This window comes from Thioalkalivibrio sp. XN279 (genome assembly GCF_011089885.1).
Taxonomy (GTDB): Bacteria; Pseudomonadota; Gammaproteobacteria; order Steroidobacterales; family XN24; genus XN24.
Genome location: NZ_JAANBD010000023.1, coordinates 269,769 through 291,794, shown reverse-complemented (window position 1 = coordinate 291,794; position 22,026 = coordinate 269,769). Strand labels below are relative to the sequence as shown.

At 69.9% G+C, this 22,026-nt stretch carries 24 protein-coding genes, 1 pseudogene and 1 riboswitch; of the genes and pseudogenes, 13 read left to right on the top strand and 12 right to left on the bottom strand.

Going from position 1 to position 22,026, the window contains the following annotated elements; all coding sequences use genetic code 11:
- Positions 1-20: 20 nt before the first annotated feature.
- A complete protein-coding gene (locus tag G8346_RS04410; RefSeq protein ID WP_166048610.1) occupies positions 21-1,460 on the bottom strand; it encodes a coniferyl aldehyde dehydrogenase in 1,440 nt (479 codons plus the stop codon).
- 59 nt (positions 1,461-1,519) lie between these two features.
- Positions 1,520-2,296 (bottom strand): inositol monophosphatase family protein, encoded by a 777-nt coding sequence (locus G8346_RS04405; protein WP_166048608.1) that lies wholly within the window; start codon positions 2,294-2,296, stop codon positions 1,520-1,522.
- Between the two features lie 100 nt (positions 2,297-2,396).
- A riboswitch (cobalamin riboswitch) is annotated at positions 2,397-2,541 on the top strand.
- A gap of 128 nt (positions 2,542-2,669) precedes the next feature.
- Between G8346_RS04405 and G8346_RS04400 the strand changes: the two genes are divergently transcribed.
- On the top strand, positions 2,670-4,502 hold the full coding sequence (locus tag G8346_RS04400) for a TonB-dependent receptor domain-containing protein (RefSeq protein ID WP_166048606.1): 1,833 nt from the start codon (positions 2,670-2,672) through the stop codon (positions 4,500-4,502).
- Between the two features lie 17 nt (positions 4,503-4,519).
- The gene (locus tag G8346_RS04395; RefSeq protein WP_166048604.1) at positions 4,520-5,077 is read left to right on the top strand and encodes a cob(I)yrinic acid a,c-diamide adenosyltransferase; all 558 of its coding nucleotides are present in this window, start codon (positions 4,520-4,522) and stop codon (positions 5,075-5,077) included.
- Positions 5,078-5,080: 3 nt separating this feature from the next.
- On the opposite strand, the gene G8346_RS04390 is transcribed toward G8346_RS04395, so the two are convergent.
- The 3 genes from G8346_RS04390 to ampD are packed head-to-tail and all read right to left on the bottom strand — an operon-like array spanning position 5,081 to position 7,409.
- Complete coding sequence (locus tag G8346_RS04390; RefSeq protein WP_166048602.1) at positions 5,081-5,932, bottom strand: cobalamin-binding protein; 852 nt, start codon at positions 5,930-5,932, stop codon at positions 5,081-5,083.
- Positions 5,929-6,801 (bottom strand): regulatory signaling modulator protein AmpE, encoded by an 873-nt coding sequence (ampE, locus tag G8346_RS04385; RefSeq protein ID WP_166048599.1) that lies wholly within the window; start codon positions 6,799-6,801, stop codon positions 5,929-5,931. Before ampE ends, G8346_RS04390 begins: the two co-directional genes overlap by 4 nt.
- On the bottom strand, positions 6,798-7,409 hold the full coding sequence (gene ampD, locus G8346_RS04380) for a 1,6-anhydro-N-acetylmuramyl-L-alanine amidase AmpD (protein WP_166048597.1): 612 nt from the start codon (positions 7,407-7,409) through the stop codon (positions 6,798-6,800). The genes ampE and ampD overlap by 4 nt, the downstream gene beginning before the upstream one ends.
- Before the next feature lie 65 nt (positions 7,410-7,474).
- Here ampD and argE point away from each other — a divergent pair, with 65 nt between their 5' ends.
- On the top strand, positions 7,475-8,635 hold the full coding sequence (gene argE, locus G8346_RS04375) for an acetylornithine deacetylase (protein ID WP_166048595.1): 1,161 nt from the start codon (positions 7,475-7,477) through the stop codon (positions 8,633-8,635).
- Entirely contained in the window at positions 8,632-9,999 is a 1,368-nt protein-coding gene (locus tag G8346_RS04370; protein ID WP_166048593.1) for an adenosylmethionine--8-amino-7-oxononanoate transaminase, read from the top strand. The genes argE and G8346_RS04370 overlap by 4 nt, the downstream gene beginning before the upstream one ends.
- Positions 10,000-10,006: 7 nt before the next feature.
- Here G8346_RS04370 and G8346_RS04365 read toward each other — a convergent pair whose 3' ends face one another.
- Complete coding sequence (locus tag G8346_RS04365) at positions 10,007-10,867, bottom strand: hypothetical protein (RefSeq protein ID WP_166048591.1); 861 nt, start codon at positions 10,865-10,867, stop codon at positions 10,007-10,009.
- Positions 10,868-10,987: 120 nt separating this feature from the next.
- On the opposite strand from G8346_RS04365, the gene G8346_RS04360 reads away from it, so the two are divergent.
- A complete protein-coding gene (locus G8346_RS04360) occupies positions 10,988-11,722 on the top strand; it encodes a 16S rRNA (uracil(1498)-N(3))-methyltransferase (RefSeq protein ID WP_166048589.1) in 735 nt (244 codons plus the stop codon).
- Positions 11,723-11,874: 152 nt separating this feature from the next.
- On the opposite strand, the gene G8346_RS04355 is transcribed toward G8346_RS04360, so the two are convergent.
- On the bottom strand, positions 11,875-12,504 hold the full coding sequence (locus G8346_RS04355) for an outer membrane beta-barrel protein (RefSeq protein ID WP_166048587.1): 630 nt from the start codon (positions 12,502-12,504) through the stop codon (positions 11,875-11,877).
- A gap of 41 nt (positions 12,505-12,545) precedes the next feature.
- On the opposite strand from G8346_RS04355, the gene G8346_RS04350 reads away from it, so the two are divergent.
- Genes G8346_RS04350 through G8346_RS04340 form a run of 3 tightly spaced genes read left to right on the top strand, consistent with a single transcriptional unit; the run spans position 12,546 to position 14,590 of the window.
- Positions 12,546-13,136: a DNA-3-methyladenine glycosylase gene (locus tag G8346_RS04350; protein WP_166048584.1), complete on the top strand. Its 591-nt coding sequence runs from the start codon at positions 12,546-12,548 to the stop codon at positions 13,134-13,136.
- Between the two features lie 43 nt (positions 13,137-13,179).
- Positions 13,180-13,392 (top strand): DUF3185 family protein, encoded by a 213-nt coding sequence (locus tag G8346_RS04345; protein WP_166048581.1) that lies wholly within the window; start codon positions 13,180-13,182, stop codon positions 13,390-13,392.
- Between the two features lie 37 nt (positions 13,393-13,429).
- Positions 13,430-14,590 carry a DNA polymerase IV gene (locus G8346_RS04340; protein ID WP_166048579.1) on the top strand — a complete coding sequence of 387 codons (1,161 nt, stop codon included), beginning with the start codon at positions 13,430-13,432 and terminating at the stop codon, positions 14,588-14,590.
- Positions 14,591-14,635: 45 nt separating this feature from the next.
- On the opposite strand, the gene G8346_RS04335 is transcribed toward G8346_RS04340, so the two are convergent.
- From G8346_RS04335 to G8346_RS04325, 3 genes are read right to left on the bottom strand one after another with little or no spacing between them, the layout of a single operon-like run.
- Complete coding sequence (locus tag G8346_RS04335) at positions 14,636-15,211, bottom strand: DUF4287 domain-containing protein (RefSeq protein WP_166048577.1); 576 nt, start codon at positions 15,209-15,211, stop codon at positions 14,636-14,638.
- A 40-nt stretch (positions 15,212-15,251) separates the two neighbouring features.
- Positions 15,252-15,422, bottom strand: a complete 171-nt coding sequence (locus tag G8346_RS04330) for a hypothetical protein (RefSeq protein WP_166048576.1) — start codon at positions 15,420-15,422, stop codon at positions 15,252-15,254.
- Between the two features lie 47 nt (positions 15,423-15,469).
- Positions 15,470-16,063, bottom strand: a complete 594-nt coding sequence (locus tag G8346_RS04325; protein WP_166048574.1) for a DUF4382 domain-containing protein — start codon at positions 16,061-16,063, stop codon at positions 15,470-15,472.
- An 86-nt stretch (positions 16,064-16,149) separates the two neighbouring features.
- On the opposite strand from G8346_RS04325, the gene G8346_RS04320 reads away from it, so the two are divergent.
- From G8346_RS04320 to G8346_RS04310, 3 genes are read left to right on the top strand one after another with little or no spacing between them, the layout of a single operon-like run.
- The gene (locus tag G8346_RS04320) at positions 16,150-16,641 is read left to right on the top strand and encodes a DUF2165 family protein (RefSeq protein ID WP_166048572.1); all 492 of its coding nucleotides are present in this window, start codon (positions 16,150-16,152) and stop codon (positions 16,639-16,641) included.
- Between the two features lie 60 nt (positions 16,642-16,701).
- On the top strand, positions 16,702-17,049 hold the full coding sequence (locus G8346_RS04315) for a transcriptional regulator (RefSeq protein WP_166048570.1): 348 nt from the start codon (positions 16,702-16,704) through the stop codon (positions 17,047-17,049).
- Positions 17,050-17,051: 2 nt separating this feature from the next.
- Positions 17,052-17,465 carry a CBS domain-containing protein gene (locus G8346_RS04310; protein WP_166048568.1) on the top strand — a complete coding sequence of 138 codons (414 nt, stop codon included), beginning with the start codon at positions 17,052-17,054 and terminating at the stop codon, positions 17,463-17,465.
- 3 nt (positions 17,466-17,468) lie between these two features.
- On the opposite strand, the pseudogene G8346_RS14620 reads toward G8346_RS04310, so the two are convergent.
- Positions 17,469-18,993: pseudogene (locus tag G8346_RS14620) on the bottom strand (DUF1538 domain-containing protein).
- Positions 18,994-19,052: 59 nt separating this feature from the next.
- Positions 19,053-20,489, bottom strand: coding sequence for a YdiU family protein (locus G8346_RS04295; protein WP_166048562.1), 1,437 nt, complete (start codon positions 20,487-20,489; stop codon positions 19,053-19,055).
- Positions 20,490-20,679: 190 nt separating this feature from the next.
- Here G8346_RS04295 and G8346_RS04290 point away from each other — a divergent pair, with 190 nt between their 5' ends.
- Positions 20,680-20,973, top strand: coding sequence for a hypothetical protein (locus tag G8346_RS04290; RefSeq protein WP_166048560.1), 294 nt, complete (start codon positions 20,680-20,682; stop codon positions 20,971-20,973).
- A 7-nt stretch (positions 20,974-20,980) separates the two neighbouring features.
- Positions 20,981-22,018 (top strand): ADP-ribosylglycohydrolase family protein, encoded by a 1,038-nt coding sequence (locus G8346_RS04285; RefSeq protein WP_166048558.1) that lies wholly within the window; start codon positions 20,981-20,983, stop codon positions 22,016-22,018.
- Positions 22,019-22,026 lie beyond the last annotated feature (8 nt).

Genomic DNA, 22,026 nt, shown 5'->3' with positions numbered 1-22,026 from the left:
GTGTTCCGTCCCCGGCGCGGTCAGCGCAGGTAGAACCAGTACAGCAGGCGCTGCAGCCAGCCGCCGTGCGGTGCGTACAACACCTTGCCGGTATTGATGCGCGGGCGCTCGAACACCGCCTTGGCATGCGAGAAGGTGAGGAAGCCCTCGTAGCCGTGGTAATGCCCCATGCCGGACTCGCCCACGCCGCCGAAGGGCAGGTCCTCGGCGATGAACTGGCTCACGGCGTCGTTGATGCAGACGCCGCCGGCATGCGTCTCGGCCAGCACCCGGGCGCGCCGGTCAGCGTTGAAGTCGAACAGGTTCAGCGCCAGCGGCCGCGGCCGGGCGTTGATGAAATCGATGGCTTCCTGCAGGTGGTTGTAGGCGACGATCGGCAGCACCGGCCCGAAGATCTCTTCTTTCATCACCCGCATCTCGGCGGTGGCGTGCTTCACCAGGTACAGCGGCAACTTGCGGCTGCCGGTCTCCGGCGACTGTCCGCCGGGATTGAGTTCGACCACTTCGGCGCCCCGCTCGCGCGCGTCGTCGACATAGCCGCGGATGCGGCGGTAGTGCCGCTCGTTGACGATGGCGCTGTAGTCGGCGCTGCGCACCAGCCCGGGGTACATGCGGCCGAGGGCGTTGCCGAAGGCCTGCACGAACTCGTCCACCCGGCCGGCCGGGCACAGCACGTAGTCCGGCGCCACGCAGGTCTGGCCGGCGTTCAGCGCCTTGCCGAAGCAGATGCGTTCCGCGGCCAGGTCCATGGGGACGTCCTCGGAGATCAGGGTCGGCGACTTGCCGCCCAGTTCCAGCGTCACCGGCGTCAGGTTCGCGGCGGCCTCGCGCATCACCATGCGGCCGATATCGGAGCCGCCGGTGTAGAGCAGGTGGTCGAAGGGCAGCCGGGTGAATTCCTGCGCGGTCCTGGCCTCGCCCAGCACCACCGCCACCTGGCGCTCCTCGAAGGCCTCGGAGAGGACGTGGCGCATCAGCTCGGCGGTGCGCGGCGTGGTCTCGGACATCTTGACCATGACGCGGTTGCCGGCGGCGAGGGCGAACACCAGCGGCCCGGCGGAGAGCGCGATGGAATAGTTCCACGGCACCACGACGCCGACCACGCCCAGCGGCTGGTAGTACACCATGGCCTTGGTGGTCGCCATCAGCAGGCTCGTCCCGCGCCGTTGCGGCTTCATCCAGCGCTTGAGCCGGCGCAGGCAGAACTTGATGTGGTGCACCACGGTGAGGATCTCGGCCTGGGTCTCGGCCGCGGCCCGCCCGCCGAAGTCGGCTGACACCGCGGCGACGAAACGCTCGCGGTTGGCGATGAGCACGTCCTTGAGGCGTTTCAGGTCCGCGCGCCGCGCGGCGAGGTCCGGCATCGGCGCCGCCCGGAACGCCTCGCGCTGCGTATCGAACAGGCGCCGCATGCGGGCGATCTGTTGCTGCTCGGCGATGTCGGCAGGCTCTGCGGCCATGGCGGTTGCCTCCATTCAGGGTCCAGCCCGCAAATGTAACCTGTTGCAGCGCATCGACGCTATGCGCGCGGCACGCGCAGCAGGCTCGCGAGCTCGGGATAGAGATGGCGATTGGCGGCCAGCACGCTGGTCGTCTCCAGGCCGACGGGGCGGCCCTCGAGATCGGTGAAAATGCCCCCCGCTTCCTCGACGATCAAGGACAAAGCTGCGATATCAAGGATGTTCACGTCCGATTCCACCACCGCCTCGATGCGGCCGGACGCCAGCAGGTGGTAGTGATAGAAATCCCCGTAACCACGGATCCGGGCCACCCGTCGCACCACCTCGGCCCAGTCGCTCCAGCGCGGCCCCGAGGCCAGCGTGCGCAGGTTGCCGGAGGACACCGCGGCCTCCTCGAGCCGCTCGACCTGGCTCACGCGGCAGTCGTGGCCGTCGAGGAAGGCGCCCTGCCCGCGCTCCGCCCAGGCCAGCTGCCCGAAGGCCGGCGCGCTGGAGACGCCGACAACGATGCGTCCGTGGTGCATCAGCGCCACCTGGGTGGAGAAGAAGGGGTAGCCGCGCACGAAGCTGCGCGTGCCATCGATGGGATCCACCAGCCACAGGTACTCCGCATCGAGCCCCTGGTGGCCGGTCTCCTCGCCGTAAAAGCCATGGTCCGGGAAGGCGTCCGTGATCGCCTTGCGGATGACCTGCTCCGACTCCACGTCGGCCCTGGTGACGGGCGTCTGGTCGGGCTTGAGCGATACCTCGATGTCGTCGCGGTAGTAATGCCGGATGACCTCGGCGGCGGCCGCGGCGGCATCGAGCGCCACCTGGAGAAATCTGGAGCGTTCCATGGCCGCCAATTTGACACCCCGCGGCGCGGGAGACAACATGCGCGCTGTCAGGTGAGCGCGGCGCCAACGCGGCGCGCTGGGAATCCCCCGAGGGGTTCCCCGGGAAGCCGGTGAGAATCCGGCGCTGCCCCCGCAACGGTAAGCGAGTCAAGCGTCATCACCCGTCCGCACGGCCGGGAGCCACTGCGCAACAGCGTGGGAAGGCGATGCCGCCGGGAATCCCCCGCTCGCGAGCCCGGAGACCGGCCTGGCGGGTTCCGGGTGCTCGGCGGGAGCACGCACCGGCCAGGACCGGCCGCTGTACCTTCCCCCCGATCCCCGGCGGATTCCGCGATCGAGCGCATGCGGGAGTGCATGCGCGGGGGAACAGGCCTTGCAACACTCACATGCCCTGGCGGCCATCGCCCTGGCCGCCGTCACGTTCGCGTCGCCCGCCGCCGCGGACACCGCCGTGCTGGACCACGTGCTGGTCACCGCCACGCGCCGCGCCATCAGCGCCGACCAGGCGCTGCCGCCGGTGGTGGTCATCGGCCGCGAGGAGATCGAGCGCAGCAACGCCATCGACGTCGCCGAGCTGCTGCGCTACCACGCCGGCATCGAGATCGCGCGCAACGGCGGGCCGGGGCAGGTCACCTCGGCCTTCATCCGCGGCGCCAACAGCAACCACACCCTGGTGCTGATCGACGGCGTCAAGGTGAACCCGGGCACTGCGGGCGGCGCCGCGCTGCAAAACATCACCCCCGAGCTGGTCGAGCGGGTGGAAATCGTCAAGGGCCCGCGCTCCTCGCTGTACGGCTCCGAGGCCATCGGCGGCGTGATCAACATCATCACCCGGCGCGGCGCGGCGGGGCGCGAGCTCGGCGCGCACGTGCAGGCGGGACGCTACGGCCTGCGCGGCGCCGGCGCCCGGGTCTCGGCGCAGGGTGAGCGCATGGCCGCCGGCATCTCCGCGACCACGCTGCGCACCGACGGCTTCCCCACCTACCGCGACAGCGACGAGGACCGCGGCTTCGCCAACGACGCCGTCAACGCCTGGCTGCGTGCCGACGCGGGCGCGCTGCGACTGGAGGCCAGTCACTGGCAGGCCGAGGGCAACACCGAGTACGCCGACTTTTTTCGCGCCCCGCAGGACCAGGATTTCGAGAACCGCCTGACCCGCCTGCAGGCGGCGTGGCAGGGCCGCGACTGGCGCTCGCAGTTGACCCTGGCGCGCGTCATCGATCACATCGACCAGGGCGAGCTGGCGTTCGACCCGGACGATTTCGTGCGCACGGAGCGCGACCTGGTCGACTGGCAGAACGATCTCGATTTGGTGCGCGGCCTCGAGCTTACCGCGGGCCTCAGCCTGTCCCGGGAGGAGACCTCGGGCCAGAGCTTCGGCGCCCCGCTCGAGGAGGCGCCCGGCGCCGGCAAGGCCGACCGCGATGAAAACGCGGCTTACCTGCAGGCCGGCTTCGAACTCGGCACGCACCGTTTTGTTGCCGCCGGGCGCCACACGGACCACGACACCTTCGGCGGCGTGAACACCTGGAACCTGGAGTGGGGCACCGCGCTGGGCGCCGCCTGGTCGGCGACGGCCGGTATCGGCCGCGGCTTCCGCGCGCCCGGCACGAGCGACCTGTATGCCTTCGGCGGCAATCCCGAGCTGCAGCCCGAGATCTCGCGCAGCGTCGACTTCGGCCTCAAGTACCGCCCGCATCGCGATCACGAGCTGGCCCTGGCGCTGTTCCATACCGAGATCGACGACCTCATCGAGTACTTCGACCCGGACGGCTTCCTCGGCGAACTGCCGGGACGCAACGAGAACATCGGCGACGCGCGTATCAAGGGCGCCGAGTTCGGCTGGCGGGCGCGGCACGGCGACTGGACGGTGGACACGCAGCTGGTGCTGCAGCGGCCCGAGGACCGTCGCACCGGGGCGCAGCTGCTGCGGCGCGCGGAGCGCATCGCCACCGCCCAGCTCACGCGCGGGCTCGGCGAACACGAGCTCGGACTCCAAATGCTCGCCTCCGGCGAACGCAGGGACTTCGGCGACGTGCGGCTGGCGGGCTACGTGCTGGTCAACCTCACCGCCAAGCTGCAGCTGGCCGAGCGCTGGGCGCTGCGGGCGCGGCTCGAGAACCTCCTCGACCAGGACTACGAGCTGGTCGACGGCTACAACACGGCGGGACGGGGCATTTACGCCAGCCTGGCCTACAGTTACTGAACGGGACGGGAGACGACATGGGACACAGGCTGAGCCGGATCTACACGCGCACGGGCGACGACGGCACCACCGGGCTGGGCGACGGCACGCGCGTGCCCAAGGACGATGTGCGTGTCGAGGCTTTCGGCACCGTGGACGAGGCCAACAGCGCGGTGGGCATGGTCCTCGCCGTGCCCGGGCTCCCGGAATCCATCCTCGACTGCCTGGTGCGGGTGCAACACGACCTGTTCGACCTCGGCGGCGAGCTGTGCATCCCCGGCTACACCGCCATCACGCCCGGCTACGTCGCCCGTCTGGAACGCGAGCTGGACGATTTCAACGCGCCGCTGCCGCCGCTGAAGGATTTCATCCTGCCCGGCGGCGGGCCGGGCGCCGCCGCCTGTCATTTCGCCCGCACGGTCTGCCGGCGCGCAGAGCGGCGCGTGTGGACGCTGGCGCAACGGGACGACGTCAACCCCGAGGCCTCGCGTTACCTGAACCGGCTCTCCGACCTGCTGTTCGTGCTGGCGCGCGTCATCGCACGCCACGAGCAGGGCTCCGAGGTGCTGTGGCAGAAGGGGCTGAACCGGGCCTGAGGGCTATTCGCGCGCCCGGTCGAGGGCGGCGCAGACCTGGCGCGCGCCGGCAAGGATACGCGGCGCCGGTCGCGTCACCAGGTTGCCGTCCACGGCGTACATATGCCCCCCGGCCACGGCGCTGACCGAGCTCCAGCGCTGCCAGCCGTCGAACTGGCCCGCCTTGCTGCCGCCGCCGAGGATCACCTGCGGGTCGCGCGCCACCACGGCCTCCAGCCCCACCGCAGGCGCCAGCGTTTCCACCTCAGCAAACACGTTGCGGCCACCGCACAGGGCGATGACGCGGCTGATCAGCTGCCGCCCGCCAATGGTGTACAGCGGCTGCCACGAGACCTGGTAGAAGACCCGCAGCTCCGCCTTGCCGGACTGCTGCGCGCGCAACGCCGCCAGGGCCTCGCGGTAGCGGCGCGCAGCCTGCGCCGCGGCCTCCCCGGTGCCCGCGAGTCGGCCGATCGCCTCCAGCTGCAATGCGACGTCCTCGAGCGTGGCCGTCTCCAGCGCCACCACGCGGTACCCCCGTTGTTCCAGTTGCGCGAGCACGCGTTCGGGATTGCCGCCGCGCCAGCCGAGCACCAGGTCCGGCGCCAGCGCCGCGAGGCGTTCCTGGTCGACCTGGAAGGCGTTGCCCACGCGCGGCAGCATCTCGACGCCTGGCGGGTAGTCACTCCACTCGCTGACACCGACCAGCCGGTCTCCCGCCCCGGCCGCATGGACCAGTTCCGCCAGGTGCGGCGCCAGGGTGACGATGCGCCGTGCCGCCCCGGGTAACGGCTCGGGCTCGGCTGTCGCCAGCGGGGCCAGCACGACACAGGCCACGGCGCACAGCGCCGCCGACAGGCGCCGGCCGCGGCTCACGTCGCCCAGCCGACCAGCGTCAGGGCCGCAATGACGGTGAGCCAGATGAACAGGGTCCTGCGCACCAGGTCGCGCGTGGCCTCGATGGCCGCCGCTGACCCGGCCTCGGGGGTGCGACGCCGGATGGCGCCGATACCGGCGGCCGCGAGGATATTCTCACTGACGCGGAAAAAGCCCGCCGAGGTGCGGTGGTAGTAGGCGCGCCAGTCCTCGAAGGCGTCGTCGAAGCTGCCGGCGACGGCGTAGGACGCGGCCAGCAGGCGGGCGGGCACCCAGGTCACGATCCCGAACAGCAACTCTGCGCGCGCCGTGTTGCGCCCGCCCGAGCCGGTGGCACGCATGTGCCGCCGGAACAGGTCCGCGGCCCGGTACGCCCAGGCGCCGGCAGGGCCCAGCACCATGAACCAGAAGATGACGCCGAAGATGCCGTGATTCGCCTGCACCAGGATCGCGCTCTCGAGCTTGCGCGCCGTGGCCTTCTCCGTGGCTTCGCTGTCGGCCTCGCAGATGGCGCGCTCCGCCTCGGCCGCGGCATGTTCGTCGCCGCGCGCCTTCGCTTCCAGCCAGTCGTTCACCTGTGCCAGCAGGTCCTGCGGGCCCAGGCTCAGCAGCAGCACCACCGTGGCAAAGGCGATGTACGGCAGGCCTGACAGCACGTCGTGGAAGGCCCAGGCGATCCAGGCCACGGGCAGCGCCGGCAGCAGCATCACGAGCACGCCGACCAGCAGTCCGGCGCGACCCGGCGCGCGGCGCATCCAGCGGCCGCCGACGTCGAACCAGGCCGTGAACCAGGTGAGCCCGCGCAGGTCCAGCAGACGCGTCAGCATCCGCTCCAGCACCAGCCCGAGTATCAGCGCAATCAGGTTCATGGGGCCCTCTTCGGCTTCCGATTATAGCGGCGCGGTGCGAGCCAGCGCGCCAGCCGGTCCCAGTCGAAGGACGGGCCGGGGTCGGTCTTGCGCCCCGGGGCGATGTCGCTGTGGCCGGCGAGCCGCTGCGGCGACAGCGTCGGATAGGCACGACAGAGCGCGCGGATCGAGACCGCCAGGCGCCGGTACTGCGCCGTGGTGTAGCCGCCGTGGTCCGTGCCCTCCAGCTCGATCCCCACCGAGAAATCGTTGCAGTCCTCCCGCCCCTGCCAGCGCGACGCGCCGGCGTGCCAGGCGCGGCGGTGGAACGGCACGTACTGCACCAGCTCGCCGTCGCGGCGGATGAGCAGGTGCGCCGACACGCGCAGCGCGGCGACGCGGCCGAAATAAGGGTGGGCGTGCGGGCTGAGCTCGTTGGTGAACAGGCGGTCGATCCACGGCCCGCCGAACTCGCCGGGCGGCAGGCTGATGTTGTGCACCACGATGAGCTCGAGCGCCATCCCCGCGGGGCGCGCGTTGTGGTTGGGCGACGGCACCTGGCGCGCCGCGGCGAACAGGCCGCTGTCGCGGTCGATGGTGAACCTGGGCCGGGGTTTGCGCGCCGCCATGGCCACAGTCTGCACCGGCGTGCGCCCGCTTGCACCCGTGCCGGCGCATCCGGATCATGCACGGGATGAACAACAAGCTCCCCACGCTCCAGGACATGATGTGCCGGCTGGTGGCCGTCCCCTCGGTCAGCAGCCTGCAACCCGCCCACGACCAGGGCAACCACGCGGTGAGCGAACTGCTCGCCGGCTGGCTGGAGCCGCTGGGCTTCAGCATCGAGATCAAGCCGGTGCCGGGCCTCGCGGGCAAGTACAACCTGGTGGCGCGCAGCGCGCCCGGCGACGACGGCCTGGTGCTGTCCGGTCACACCGACACGGTCCCTTACGACGCCAGTCGCTGGACCCGCGATCCCTTCGCCGGCGAAGTGCAGGACGGCCGTCTCTACGGCCTCGGCAGCGCCGACATGAAGTCCTTCCTCGCCGTCGCGGCCCATGCCGCCGCGCGGGTGGACCTGCAGAAGCTGGCGCGCCCGCTGGTCATCGTCGGCACCGCCGACGAGGAAAGCGGCATGGGCGGCGCCCGCGCGCTGGTGGAGGAAGGCGAAGCCCTCGGCAGCCGCGTCGTGATCGGCGAGCCCACCGGCCTCAAGCCCATCACCCGCCACAAGGGCGTGCTCATGGAACGCATCCGCATCGACGGCCGCAGCGGGCACGCCAGCAACCCGGCGGCCGGCCTCAACGCCATCGACGGGGCCATGGCGGCGATCGTCGCCCTGCACGCCTTCATCGACGGCCTGGCGGAGAAATTTCCCGGCGCGGCGTTCCCGGTGCCCGGGCCGACGCTCAACATCGGCGCCATCCGCGGCGGCGACAACCCGAACCGCATCTGCGCCGACTGCGAGCTGGACGTGGACCTGAGGCTGGTGCCCGGCATGCGCTGCGCGGAGACGCGCGCCGGGCTGCGCGCCGCCGTGACCCGCGCCCTCGAGGGCAGCGGCTTCGAGCTCGGCTTCACCGCCCTGTTCGACGGCATCGAGCCGCTCGCCCCGGGCGCGCACAAGGACCTCGCCGAGGCCTGCGAGCACGCCTCCGGACATGCCTGCGGCGCGGTCAATTTCGGCACCGAGGGGCCGCTGTTCCAAAAGCTCGACATGGACGTGGTGATCTGCGGCCCCGGGGACATCGCCGTGGCGCACCAGCCGGATGAATCGATCGCGCTGACCCAGGCCTATCGCGCCGTGGACGTGATGGAGCTGGTCGTGCGGCATTTCTGCAGCCAGGCGGCGTGAGCGCGCGCCGCGACGCCAACGCCGGGCTGGTGGCGCGGGACCTGGCCTGCGTGTGGCATCCCTGCACGCAGATGAAGGACCACGAGTGGCTGCCGATGATCCCCATCCGGCGCGGCGCCGGTGCCTGGCTGGAGGATTTCAACGGCCGCCGTTACCTCGACTGCATCAGCTCCTGGTGGGTGAACCTGTTCGGCCACGCCAACCCGGTGATCGCCAACGCGGTGCGCCGCCAGGTCGAGTCGCTCGAGCACGTGATGCTGGCCGGCTTCACCCACGAGCCGGTGGTGGAGCTGTCCGAGCGCCTGGTCGGCCTCACGCCGGAGGGCCTGACCCGCTGCTTCTACGCGGACAACGGTTCTTCGGCGGTCGAGGTGGCGCTGAAGATGAGCTTCCACTACTGGCTCAACCGCGGCGAGCCGCAGCGCAAGCGCTTCGTGGCGCTGGAGAACAGCTACCACGGCGAGACCCTCGGCGCGCTCGCCGTCGGCGACGTGGCGCTGTACAAGGAGACCTACCGGCCGCTCTTGATGGAGTGCCTGCTGGCGCCTTCCCCCGACGCGTATCTCGCCGCGCCCGGCGAGAGCCCGGCCGACTGCGCGCGCCGCCGCGCGGCCGAGCTCGAGACGCTGCTGGAGCGGCATGCGGGCGAGGTCTGCGCGGTGATCATCGAGCCGCTGGTGCAGTGCGCCGGCTACATGCGCATGCACGACCCGGCCTACCTCGGCGAGTTGCGCGCCATCTGCGACCGCCACCGCGTGCACCTGATCGCGGACGAGATCGCCGTCGGCTTCGGCCGCACCGGCACCATGTTCGCCTGCGAACAGGCCGGCATCGCACCGGACTTCATGTGCCTGTCGAAGGGACTGACCGGCGGCTTCCTGCCGCTGTCCGTGGTGCTCACCACCGACGAGGTCTACGGCGCCTTTTACGACGAGTACGCGACGCTGCGCGCGTTCCTCCACTCGCACAGCTACACCGGCAACCCGGTGGCCTGTGCGGCGGCGCTGGCGACGCTGGACCTGTTCGCGGCGAGCGACGTGCTCGACAAGAACCGCGCGCGCGCCGCGCAGATGCGCGCCGGCGTGGCCGAGCTCGAGGACCATCCGCACGTCGGCGACATCCGCCAGCACGGCATGATCCTGGCCATCGAGATGGTCCGGGATCGCAAGACGCGGGAACCCTATCCATGGCAGGAACGGCGCGGCATCCGGGTGTACGAGTACGGCCTCCAGCACAACATGCTGCTGCGCCCGCTCGGCCACGTGGTGTACTTCATGCCGCCCTACGTCGTGGACGATGAACAGATCGCCCAGATGACCCGCGTCGCCATCGACGGCATTCACCACGCCACGCGGGCGGCGTGAGCGGGCTTCAGAACGCCACGTTGACGAAAGCCTGCGGGCCCTCGTAGGTCCAGTCCATCGTCCCCTGGAACCCGTCCGCGTCGCCGTCGATGTCGACGCGGAACCAGTCGTAGCCGATGCCCACGCCGAGGCGCGGATGCCATTGCCACAGGACGGTCGCGCGCAGGTTGAGGATCCTGCCGGTGTAGTCGCCGACGCTCAGGTAGAAAGCCTGGCCCAGCAGGTCGGCATAGAAGTTGTTGCCGAGTCGCCACTGGCCGCGGGCGCCGAACACCGGCAGCGGCGCGTCGACGTCTGCGGTGCCGCCGCGCTCCACCTGGCCCTCCTCGCCGTCGACCTGGACATTCGCCAGCAGGGTGGCCTCCAGTTGCGTGTAGTGCAGGCCCACGCTGCCGGCGATCTCGACGTCCGGGCGTTTCACGAAGGCGTACTCGTACGCGGCCTCGAACACTTCGAAGCCGAAGGTGCCGCGCGCCGACACGCCCACCGGGATCAGGTCGCCGTCCCAGATGATCTCTTCCTCGATCTCGCGCTCGGCCGACGACGAGTAATCGGTGAACATCAACCGCAGGTGATGCCGCTCGCTGACCCGCCATAAGCCGTCGAAGCGGAAGCGGCTCTCATCCCGGTCGCCGATGGTCTTGCCCCAGTTCACGGGCGTGCCGATCTCCCCGGCTTCGCCGTCCACCCTGATGTTCAGTGACGAACCATTGATGAAGGTGCCCAGCCCGAACTGGAAGCGCTGCGCCAGGAGGTTGCTGTCGTCATCCCGGGCCAGGGCCGCGCCCGGGAGCAGCAGCACGGCGAGAAGCGCCGGGAGGCGCAACTGACGCCAGCGGGACAGGAAACTGCGGATCACCATTTTCATAGCTCGTCCCCGCCAGCCCCGGCGAATACTTTGAGCATGTGCCGCAGGTATGGCTCAATAGCAGGTCCAAGCATAGCCTCTCGAGCCTCGGGGATACAGCGCAGGAGAACGCCTCCAGACATGTCACGCACGCCAAGGATCTTCGTCCACGATCCACTCGCCACGGGCCAGCGCCTGGTCCTGGAGAGCGAGCTCGCCGCGCATCTCGGCCGTGTGTTGCGGGCGCGCGCCGGCGAGCCGGTGACGCTGTTCGACGGCAGCGGCCCGGAGTTCGCCGGCGAGATCGTTGAGGCCACGCGCCGCAGCGTGGCGATCTCGGTCGGCGCGCGCCGCGAGGCCGACCGCGAGTCGCCGCTGGAGCTGGTGCTGCTGCAGGGCATGTGCCGCCATGAGCGCATGGACTGGGTGGTGCGCAAGGCCACGGAACTCGGCGTCAGTGCCATCCGGCCGGTGCTCACGGCGCGGTCCGTCGTGAAGCTGGACCCGGCCAAGGTGGCGCCCAAGATCGAGCACTGGCGTGCGATTGCCATCAGTGCCTGCGAGCAGTGCGGGCGTAACACCTTGCCCGACATCCTGCCGCCGCTACCGGTGCCGGGCGCGCTGTCCGCGCATGCCGGCGCCACCGGGCTGCTGCTCGACCCGGACGCGAACGGCGGCCCGGCCATGCTGGATCGGCCGCCCGGGCCGCTGTGCCTGCTGGTCGGGCCCGAAGGCGGCCTGGACGAACGCGAACGCGAGGCCGCGCGGGCCCGCGGCTATCGCGGGATCCGGCTCGGTCCGCGCATCCTGCGCACGGAAACAGCGGCGCTGACCGGCGTGGCCCTGCTGCAAGCCCGCTTCGGCGACCTGGGCTGAAAGGCCCCATGCTGCGCTGCCCGATGGCAATGCAGCGTTCATGGCCTATGTTTCCCTGTCCCGCAGCAACGGTGGCAAACAACCGCATTACCGAGGTCAAAGCAATCATCGACCCGGTCACCGGGCACGCCTGAAGCGCGCCGCCCGGGCGCCTAGAAGCGGAAGGTCAGCCCGAGCCCAGCCTCGACCTGGAGGATCGTGCTGCCACTGGAATTCAGCAGGCAGGCGCCCTCGCCGTTGATGGTGCTGCAGAACAGCCGGGTGTCCTGGTCGACGAAAGTCAGGTAACCGCGCAGGCCGGCGGTGACATCGAGGTGTGCCGTGAGCGGCATGCGCAGGCCGGTGCCGAAACTCATGGAAAACTCCGTCTCAGCGCTGTAGCCGTCCGCATTGAGCCGCGTCGCGCCCACCGTCAGCGAAACGTAGGGCCGCATGCGCGGGTTGTCGCCGAGCAACAGGGTGCCGCCCAGCTGGTAGTACTCGAGCGTGATATCCGGCGCCCCGGGGCCGTAGTCGTTGCGGTCCAGCCGCGTCTCCTGGCGCGAATAGAGGAACTCGTAGAAGCTGTCGGGATCACGATATATCCCCGCCCCGACGCCCCAGCTTCCGCCCTCCTCCAGGTCGACCGAGCGCGGATCCGGCCCCTCCTCATCGGTGTCGAAATCGCCGCCCACGCGGTAAGCGCCGAAGCCGGACGCCTCGAAGGTCGGCGGCTCGGCGCTCGCCACCTCCGACGCCACCAGCAGCGCCGCCGCCATCCCTGCCAGCCACCACCCCGACATGCCTCATCCTCCCGAGCGAAAGGTCGGTTTAGGATACGCCGGTGCCCCGCCTGAGCCGAAACTTTTTTCAGCGTGACGCCGAGACCCTGGCGCGTGGCCTGCTCGGGCAGGTGCTGGTGCGCGTGCTGGAGGACGGCACGCGCCTCGCCGGCCGCATCATCGAGACCGAGGCCTACCTCGGCGTGGAGGACAAGGCTGCGCACAGCTTCGGCGGCCGCCACACCCCGCGCAACGCGGCCATGTGGGGCCCGGCCGGCCATGCTTACGTCTATTTCATCTACGGCATGCATCACTGCGTCAACGTGGTCGCGGCGACACCGGGCGACCCGGCGGCGGTGCTGCTGCGCGCGCTGGAACCGCTCGAGGGCCTGGAGACCATGCGGCGCCATCGCGCCGGGCGGATTGCCGCCGCGCGACTCAGGGACCGCGACCTCTGCTCCGGCCCCGCGAAGCTCGCCCAGGCCCTGGCCATCGATCGCGCGCTCGACCACGCCGACCTCGTCGCGGGCGAAGTCCTGTTCATCGAGCGCGGCCGGCGCGTGCCGCCGCAGCGCATCATCGCCACGCCGCGCATCGGCATCGATTACGCGCAAGAATGGGCCGGGAAGCCGCTGCGGTTCGTGATAGGTTAAAAACACGCACCCAGCGTTCGCCTGGACTTGAAGGAGACACGCCATGCACCCGAGTCGCATTCTCGGCATCGCCCTCATCGTGGTCGGCGCCATCCTGCTGTACTTCGGCTACGAGGCCTCGCAAAGCATCACCGAGGACGTCCGCCGCGAGCTCACCGGCAGGTTCAGTGACGAAACCACCTGGTACTTCATCGGTGGCGGCGCAGCCATCGTGCTGGGCTTGCTGCTGAGCGCGTTCGGAGTGAAGCGTCGCTGATTTTCTTCTTGGCCCGGGCGGGCAGGAAGTCCCTCAGATGTTCACTCACCTCGACATGGATGCGTTCTACGCCTCCGTGGAGATACGGGAGCGGCCCGAGCTCGAGGGCCTGCCGGTGGTCGTGGGCGGCTCACCCGAGGGCCGCGGCGTGGTCGCCGCCGCCAGCTACCCGGCAAGGCGCTTCGGCGTGCGCTCCGCAATGCCGATGGCCACGGCGCTCAAGCGCTGTCCCGAGCTGGTCATCCTGCCATCGCGCATGGCCGTGTACGCCGCGGAATCGCGCCGCATCCATGCCATCCTCGAGCGCTACACCCCGCTCATAGAACCGCTGTCGCTGGACGAGGCCTTCCTCGACCTGCGCGGCAGCGTGCGTCTGTTCGGCCCGGTGCCGGACATCGCCCGGCGCATCAAGCGGGAAATCCGTGACGAGCTGGGGCTCGTCGCCTCGGTGGGCATCGCGCCGGTCAAGTTCGTCGCCAAGATCGCGTCCGACCTCGGCAAGCCGGACGGCTTACTGGTGGTCGAGGCCGGCGAGATCCATGCCTTCCTCGGCCCGCTGCCCGTCAACAGGCTGTGGGGCGTCGGCAAGGTCGGCGAGCAGGCCATGCACCGCCTCGGCCTCAAGACCATCGGCGACGTGGCGCGGCGCGACGAGGACTTCATGCGGCGGCATTTCGGGCGCCACGGCCTGCACCTGCTCGAGCTGGCGCGCGGCATCGACCCGCGCGAGGTGGTGCCCGAGCGCGAGACCCGCTCGGTCTCCAACGAGACCACTTTCGCCGCGGACATCGCCGAGCGCGAGGCGCTGCGCGCCATCCTGCTGCAACTGGTCGAACAGGTCTCCTGGCGGCTGCGCCACAAGGACCTCGCCGGCCGCACGGTGCAACTCAAGGCGCGCTACGCCGACTTCACCACCGTGACCCGGGCACAGACGCTGGCCGCCCCGACGAATACCACGGCGGATATCTGGCGCGCCGCCAGCGCCCTGCTCGAGCGATTGCCGCGCCCCGGCCAGCCGCTGCGGCTGCTCGGAGTCGGCGTGAGCGGCTTCGACGCGGCGCCGGACGCGCAGGCCGACCTGTTCGCGCCCGCAGCAGCAGAAGCAACCCGGGTTGACAGGGTGGCGGACGCGATCCAGGAGAAGTTCGGGGCGGGCGTGGTCAGGCGGGCCGGCAGCTTGAGGAAACCGCCCGAATAGGCCTGGCTGCCGAGCGCCGGCCTTGCTGCAGCGACGCGGCCGCCGTCAGCCCGCCGCGTCGAAGGCCTTGCGGATCCACCCCAGCAGCGCCTTGTCCACCTCGTCCGCGCTGCCGATGCGGATCTTGTAGTCGCACATGCTCTTCGGCGGCAGCGCCACCAGGCCGCCGGTGGGCTCGATGCCCTTGAGGTTGATGCCGACCTCGACCTGGGTGTTCGTGGCCGGGCCGATCATGGCGAACTGCTTCTTGCGTCGCAGGCTGACGTAGCTCTTCTTCGGCGCCTCTTCGAAGGCGCCGAACTTGCGGATCGCGGCCATGAGCTTGTCGTGGATGGGCCTCAGGTGCGCCTTCTTGCCGCTGTAGAGCGCGGCCACGGCGTCCGCCGGCGTCGCCGGCCCGGCCTGCCCCGCCGCCACGGCGTCGAGCTTGCGCACGTGGTGCGCCAGCAGGTTGGCGTCGCCGTGGCCCATGCCCAGCTCGCGCTTGAGCAGCGCCACCTGCTCGCCGTGCTTCGCCAGCCCACTGGCCCGCAGCAACGCCGCAAGGTCGTGGATGCTGCGCCCCGTGCGCTTCTCGATGTTCGCCAGCTGCGTCGCGGCGGCCTGTTCCAGGTCGCTCATGGGAATCGCCTCCTCGTTGCCTGCTACAGCCAGCCCAATACTACGGCAGGTTCACCTGGACTTCCGCACCGGCCGGCACGGTCACCTGCACCGGCGCACCGAAGGTGACCACGGAAGAGATAGCCGACAGCTCGTTGCGGTTCGGCAGGTCGAGGTCTCCCTGGCAGGTCAGCGCAATCGTGTACTGGCCCGGCGGCATATGCGCCAGCACGTAGCGGTACTCTCCGCTGGCCGAATCGAGCCTGGCCGTACCCTCGTTCAGCGGCTCCGGCGCGATGCGATCGATGTCGTCGGGCGTGATACTGCTCCCGGCGAAGGCATAGACGACCGGGACGCAACCCGGCGCACCGGCGGTGGCGGCAGGATGGACTGGCGCAGGTCGAAATCGATGGTGTAATCGGCCTCGCCGTTCTCGGGGATACGCAGTGCCTGCTTCATGCGCAAGCCGTCGCCGTATCCGTCCGGCATGTAGAGCGCATGGCGCCCGGTGGGCGTATCGATCCAGGCGTACTCGCCGTTGCTGTCCGCCCGAATCATCAGGCGCAGGCCGTCGTAGCGGTCGCTGATCCACTGCATCCGGTCCACCAGTATGACGCTGCGGCCGTCCGCCTGCGCCAGCAGGTCGACCTGCACGGATGGTCGCAGCGGTATTTCGTAGTCGTAGATGCTGGAGTCGTCGATGATCTCGAAGCCCGTGACGGTGATCACCACCGCGAAGGCCTCGTCGACCGGCCCGTCCGCCAGGCGGAGGGTGAGCGGGCTCTCGTCAAACCATTCACCGGTGTTGCAGGAGGACACCAGCACCGCCGCGGCCACGCACAGCAGGGCGCGCAAGAACGTGGTGGTGTTCATGACCCACCTCGGTGGGCAATGGGCCGGGTGGGCCCGAAAAAAGTGTAGTCTGGCGCAGGAAAATTTCATCCCGGGGAGAGAACGCCATGCTGCCGATCCGCTACCTGAAGATCGTCCTGGTCGCTTTTGCCGCCCTGATGTGCCTGCTCTATGCCGCCCACAACGTGTTGAACGCGCAGGCCGCCTACGGCTTTGTCTACGCGGTGTTCAGCCAGGCCGACCACGCGGCCTACCCGGCCTCGATTTTCCCGGCCGTCACCGCGCCGGCCGTGGTGTGGGCCGCGCTGGTCTTCATCTGCCTGCTGGAACTCGCGGCCGGCCTGTTGGCGGGCAGGGGCGCATGGGCGCTGTGGCAGGCGCGCCATGACGCGGCGGCCGACTTCAACGCCGCCAAGACCTGGGCGCTGGCAGGGCTGGGGCTGGGGATCGTGGTGTGGTTCGGCCTGTTCACCACCCTCGGCGGCGCCGGCTTCCAGATGTGGCAGACCCAGCTCGGCAGCGCCTCGCTCATGGGCGCCTTCCAGTACACCATGCAGCTCGGCCTGGTGCTGCTGTTCGTGAACATGTACGACAGCTGACCCGGGGGCCATCCCCGCAGCAGATTCGGCTAGACTTGGGCCTCGAGCGGGAGGCAAAACATGAAATTCGCACTGCTGGTGGCCATCGTCTCCGAGGACCTGGAAGAAAGGGCCATCGACGTGGCCAAGGAAGCCGGGGCCGCCGGGATGACCATCCTCACCGGGCGCGGCATCGGCACCGAAGACCGCAAGACCTTTTTCGGCCTCACCTACCAGGGTACGCAGACCCTGCTGGTGTGCGTGCTGGAACGCACGCTGGCGCTGACGGTGATGAAGGCGCTGACCGACGGCCTGGAACTGAAGAAGCATTCCAAGGGCGTGGTGTTCACGGTCCCGCTGGAACACCTGGCGGGCATCGATACACGCCAGATCGAGAGTTTCGTCGAACGCATCCGCGAGGACATCTGAACATGCTGGTCAAGGACCTGATGAAGACGGACGTCGTCACCGTGTCGCCGCTGGCCACGCTGCGCGAGGCCATGGCGATCATGCGCGCCAACAAGGTGAAATCGCTGGTGGTGGAGCGCCGCGATGAGAACGACGCCTACGGCCTCATCAGCTACACGGGGATCCTGCGCACCATCGTGGCGGAGGAAGGCGACATCGACCTGGTCAACGTCTTCGACGTGTACAGCAAGCCCGCGCTCGCGGTGCCGCCGAGCATGGACGTGAAGTACGTCGCCCGCCTGATGGCCAAGCATCGACTGTCGCGGCTGCTCGTGCTGGACGGCGACGCGCTGGCCGGCATCATCACCATGAACGACATCGTCGGCGAGGTGCTGGCCATGGCCGAGCGCCAGCACGTCGACGAACCCGCAAGCTGACCCTCACGCCTGCCCCTGGGCATCACGTCGGCGTAGCTCCCGGCGCTCCCAGGCCCGGGCGAGCTGGGCGAACGTCAGCACCGAGATGATGGGAAACAGCACGGCGAAGGCGATGAGGCCGAAACCGTCCAGCAACGGGCTGCGCCCCGGGATGCTGGAGGCGAGGCCGAGGCCGAGCGCCGCGACCAGCGGCACCGTCACCGTCGAGGTCGATACGCCGCCCGAGTCGTAGGCGATCGGGATCATCTGCTTCGGCGCGAAATAGGTCTGCACGATCACTACCGCGTATGCGCCGATGATGTAGTAGTGCAGCTCGCCGCCGCTGATGATGCGGTAGGAGCCGAGCGTGATGCCGACCCCTACGCCGATGGCGATCGCCACGCGCAGGCCGGTGATGTGGATGGCGCCACCGGACACCTCGTTGGCCTTGATGGCCACGGCGATGACGGCCGGCTCGACCAGCACCGCGCTGAAGCCGATGGCGAGTGCGAACAGGTAGACCCAGTAGTAGTTCGTCCAGTGGTGGTCGATGACCGCGGCGGCGGCATCGGTGCCGTAGACGAAGTCGACCTCGGTGAGCTGCATGGCCATGGAGCGCCCCAGCGGGAACAGCGCCAGGTCGAGGCCGACGAGGAAAAAGCTGAGCCCGAGGATCACGCAGATGAAGCCGATGATGAAGCGGCGCAGGTGCGGGATGGGACGGCGGATGACGAGGAACTGGAAGCCGAAGATCACCGCGGCGATGGGCGCGACGTCCTGCAGCGTCGCGCCGAGCACCGAAAGCAGTGTTCCGCCGAGCTCCATCTCAGAACACCATGCCGTAGACGAGCACGAAAATGATCGGCATCAGGGAAGCGAAGGCGATCAGGCCGAAGCCGTCCACGGCAGGGTTGCGGCCCTTGATGGAAGACGCCAGGCCGACGCCGAGCGCGGTCACCAGGGGCACGGTGATGGTGGAGGTGGTGACGCCACCAGAGTCGTAGGCCAGGCCGATGATCTCGGCCGGCGCAAAGCTGGTGAGGAGCATGGCCAGGACGTAGCCGCCGATGACCAGGTGATGCAAGGGCCAGCCCTTCAGGATGCGGAACACGCCGAGCACGATCGCAGTGCCGACGGCCAGCGCCACCACCATGCGCAGGCCTGCGGCATAGGCTGAGCGCGCCTGTTCGGTGTTCGCGATGTCGCCCTCGGCTGCCGCCATCCTCGCGGCCTCGCCGGCCACGGCGATGAGGGCAGGCTCGGCGATGGTGGTGGCGAAACCGAGGGCGAAGGCGAACGCAATCAGCCAGGCCAGGCTGCCCTTGCGCGCGAAGGCGTGCGCCATGGAATCGCCGATGGGGAACAGGCCCATCTCGAGCCCGTAGACGAAGAGCGTGAGGCCGACGACGACCAGCGCCAGGCCGACAAGAATGCCCCCGACGTCCTCCATGGGCTGGCGCAGCACGACCAGCTGGAAGAAGCCGATCACCGCGAGGATGGGCAGCAGGTCCCGGAAACTCCCCAGCAACGACTTCCCGAACACCCACATGGGGGTCTGACCCCGGAAATCTATTGATTTAAAAGAAGCTTACTATGAAAAACGGGTGCTCAGGTGCCGCAGAAGGTGCGGTAGCGGGGATCCGGCTGCACGGGCGGCGCGAGAAAGGCCGCCGTGTCCGCGTCCACATCGAAAGGCTGCGCCAGCATCACCCGCAGGCGCTCGAACGGCCCGAAATCCTCGCGCTCCACCGCCGCCGCCAGCGCCTCCTCGACGCGATGGTTGCGCGGAATCACCGCAGGGTTCGCGCCGCGCATGGCCGCCACGCGCTCCTCCGGCGACTGCGCGTCGCGCCCCAGCCGCGCGCGCCACTCGTGCAGCCATCCGTCCAGCCCCGCCGGCGCCGGCGCGCCACCCGCCGCCTCCGCCAGCGCACGGAACGTGAGCGTGTAATCCAGCCCCGCCGCCTGCATGCGATCGAGCAGCCCCTGCGCCAGCTCGGCGTCACTCTCCTCCGCGCTCGCCAGCCCCAGCTTGGCCCGCATCACCGCCAGCCAGTGCCGCTCGAAGCGCGCCGCGAATCCGTGTACCACCGGCGTCACCCGCTCCACCGCCGCCGCCGGCGTTTCGTCCACCAGCGGCAGCAGCGCCTCCGCCAGGCGCGCCAGGTTCCACTGCGCGATCGGCGGCTGGTTGGCATAGGCATAGCGCCCGTTGCGGTCGATGGAACTGAACACCGTTCCCGGGTCGTAGGCGTCCATGAACGCGCAGGGCCCGTAGTCGATGGTCTCGCCGGACACTGCCATGTTGTCGGTGTTCATGACGCCGTGGATGAAACCCACGCCGAGCCAGCGCGCCACCAGCGCCGCCTGCGCCTCCACCACCGCCTCGAGCAGCGCCTCGTACGGCGCCTGCGCCTGCGCGGCCTGCGGGTAATGCCGCGCGATAACGTGGTCCGCCAGCGCGCGCAGCCCTGCGAAGTCCTCGCGCGCCGCAAAGTACTGGAAGGTGCCGACGCGCACATGGCTCGCCGCGACCCGCGTGAACACCGCGCCGGGCAGGGCCGTGTCGCGAAACACCGGCTCGCCCGTCGTCACCGCCGCCAGCGCGCGCGTGGTGGGGATGCCCAGCGCCTGCATCGCCTCGCTGACGAGGTACTCGCGCAACACCGGTCCCAGCGCCGCGCGCCCGTCGCCGCCGCGCGAGAATGGCGTGCGCCCGGAGCCCTTGAGCTGCACGTCGCGCCGCCGCCCGGAGGCATCCACCACCTCGCCCAGCAGCAGCGCGCGGCCGTCGCCGAGTTGCGGCACGAAATGGCCGAACTGGTGGCCGGCGTAAGCCAGCGCGATGGGACGGGCGCCCGCGGGCACGGTGTTGCCGGAAAACACGGCCGCCAGCATTGCGTCGTCCGGGATGCCCTCGGCACCCATCTCGGCCGCCAGCTCGCGATTGAACGCGACCAGCCGCGGCGCCGCCACCGGCACCGGGTCCAGGCGCGCATGGGCCCGCTCGGGCAGCTGCGCATAACTGTGATGGAAGTCGAACATGGGCGCATGATACTTCGCCCGCGCCCCGACCTCCCGATGCAATCTGTCCGCTGCAGCCTGTGGCCGATACGGATGCCAATCGCCGGTATTGACGCTACATATGGTCGAGGATGACCATTTATACGGGCTCACCCCTTGAGCCACCCATCCCGGATACTGGCATGGCTGCGATCTGTCAGGGAGGACCAGCATGAACAAGCGCGTCGAACTCGTGCGCCGCACCGAGGCGAACGGGATCTCGATCGAGGCCGTGGTCACGGACGAGGGCGACCTCCTGGTGATCGGCCGCGAGGACCTGGTCCCGGAGGAAAGGGCACAGGGACACCACGAAGAAGAGTACTGGTTGCGCGTCCCCGCGGCGGCCAAGGACGCGGCCCTGCTCGCCCTGCTGGAGAATTTTTTCGGCAACAGCGTGACCGCGGTCGCCGACCTGCGCGCGGTGCTGCTCGCCAACGGGGTGCCCTGCGAACTCTTCAGCCATTGAGGCCACTGTGAAAGACACTCGCAACAGGTTCCGCGGCTGCCTGCTCGGCGGCGCCGTGGGCGATGCGCTGGGCGCGCCCGTGGAGTTCATGCGGCGCAGGGAAATCGAGGCGCACTACGGCCCCGGCGGCGTGAAGCGTTTCCTGCCGGCCTACGGCGGGCTCGGCACCGTCACCGACGACACCCAGATGACCCTGTTCACCGCCGAGGGGTTGCTGCTGGGCTGGGCCGACGGCTGCGAGCAAGGCAGCGCCTGCCTGGTCGCGTCCACCCGGGCGGCCTACTTGCGCTGGCTGCATACGCAGGAGGAACACGACGCCCCGCTCGACGGCGTGCCCGTCGACGGCTGGCTGCTCCACCACCCCGACCTGCACGCGCGCCGCGGACCCGGCACCACCTGCCTCGGCGTGCTGCGCGCCGTGCGCGACGGCACGCAGGAAGCACCCGCGGACAACGACCGCAAGGGGTGCGGCGGGCTGATGCGCGTGGCCCCGGCCGGCCTGTTCTTCTGGCGGCCGGAGGGCGCGTTTTCCATCCGCCCCGCCTTCTTGCTGGCGCGCGACCTGGCCGCGATCACCCACGGCCATCCCACCGGGCAGCTGAGCGCGGGCACGTTCGCCGCCATGGTGGCGGCGCTGGCAGACGGCATGTCGCTGCAGGGGGCGCTGGCCGTGGCCAGGCACCTGCTGGCGCAGCACGAGGGCCACGAGGAAACCCTGCTGGCCATCCACCGCGCCGAGTCTTTCGCGCGCGCCGGCGTCGGGCCCGAGCAGGCCATTCCCGACCTCGGCGAGGGCTGGCTGGCCGACGAGGCGCTGGCGATCGCGCTCTACTGCGCGCTGACGGCGGAGTCCTTCGAGGCGGGCGTGGCGATGGCCGTGCACCACGACGGCGACTCCGACTCCACCGGCGCCGTCACCGGCCACCTTCTCGGCGCCGCGCTCGGCGTCGACGCCATTCCCGGCGAGTGGCTCGAGTCGCTCGAGCTGCGCGAGGTCATCACCGACATGGCGGACCGGCTGGCGACCTACTGGCAGGCCGGCTAGCCCGGCCG

Coding starts and splice junctions, on each gene's coding strand:
- G8346_RS04395 (WP_166048604.1), top strand. CDS start 4,520: ATGGGACACAGGCTGAGCCGGATCTACACGCGCACGGGCGACGACGGC.
- ampE (WP_166048599.1), bottom strand. CDS start 6,801: ATGAACCTGATTGCGCTGATACTCGGGCTGGTGCTGGAGCGGATGCTG.
- G8346_RS04320 (WP_166048572.1), top strand. CDS start 16,150: ATGCTGCCGATCCGCTACCTGAAGATCGTCCTGGTCGCTTTTGCCGCC.
- G8346_RS04315 (WP_166048570.1), top strand. CDS start 16,702: ATGAAATTCGCACTGCTGGTGGCCATCGTCTCCGAGGACCTGGAAGAA.
- argE (WP_166048595.1), top strand. CDS start 7,475: ATGAACAACAAGCTCCCCACGCTCCAGGACATGATGTGCCGGCTGGTG.
- G8346_RS04360 (WP_166048589.1), top strand. CDS start 10,988: ATGTCACGCACGCCAAGGATCTTCGTCCACGATCCACTCGCCACGGGC.
- G8346_RS04290 (WP_166048560.1), top strand. CDS start 20,680: ATGAACAAGCGCGTCGAACTCGTGCGCCGCACCGAGGCGAACGGGATC.
- G8346_RS04295 (WP_166048562.1), bottom strand. CDS start 20,489: ATGTTCGACTTCCATCACAGTTATGCGCAGCTGCCCGAGCGGGCCCAT.
- G8346_RS04310 (WP_166048568.1), top strand. CDS start 17,052: ATGCTGGTCAAGGACCTGATGAAGACGGACGTCGTCACCGTGTCGCCG.
- G8346_RS04355 (WP_166048587.1), bottom strand. CDS start 12,504: ATGTCGGGGTGGTGGCTGGCAGGGATGGCGGCGGCGCTGCTGGTGGCG.
- G8346_RS04410 (WP_166048610.1), bottom strand. CDS start 1,460: ATGGCCGCAGAGCCTGCCGACATCGCCGAGCAGCAACAGATCGCCCGC.
- G8346_RS04335 (WP_166048577.1), bottom strand. CDS start 15,211: ATGAGCGACCTGGAACAGGCCGCCGCGACGCAGCTGGCGAACATCGAG.
- G8346_RS04345 (WP_166048581.1), top strand. CDS start 13,180: ATGCACCCGAGTCGCATTCTCGGCATCGCCCTCATCGTGGTCGGCGCC.
- G8346_RS04340 (WP_166048579.1), top strand. CDS start 13,430: ATGTTCACTCACCTCGACATGGATGCGTTCTACGCCTCCGTGGAGATA.
- G8346_RS04405 (WP_166048608.1), bottom strand. CDS start 2,296: ATGGAACGCTCCAGATTTCTCCAGGTGGCGCTCGATGCCGCCGCGGCC.
- G8346_RS04325 (WP_166048574.1), bottom strand. CDS start 16,063: ATGAACACCACCACGTTCTTGCGCGCCCTGCTGTGCGTGGCCGCGGCG.
- ampD (WP_166048597.1), bottom strand. CDS start 7,409: ATGGCGGCGCGCAAACCCCGGCCCAGGTTCACCATCGACCGCGACAGC.
- G8346_RS04365 (WP_166048591.1), bottom strand. CDS start 10,867: ATGAAAATGGTGATCCGCAGTTTCCTGTCCCGCTGGCGTCAGTTGCGC.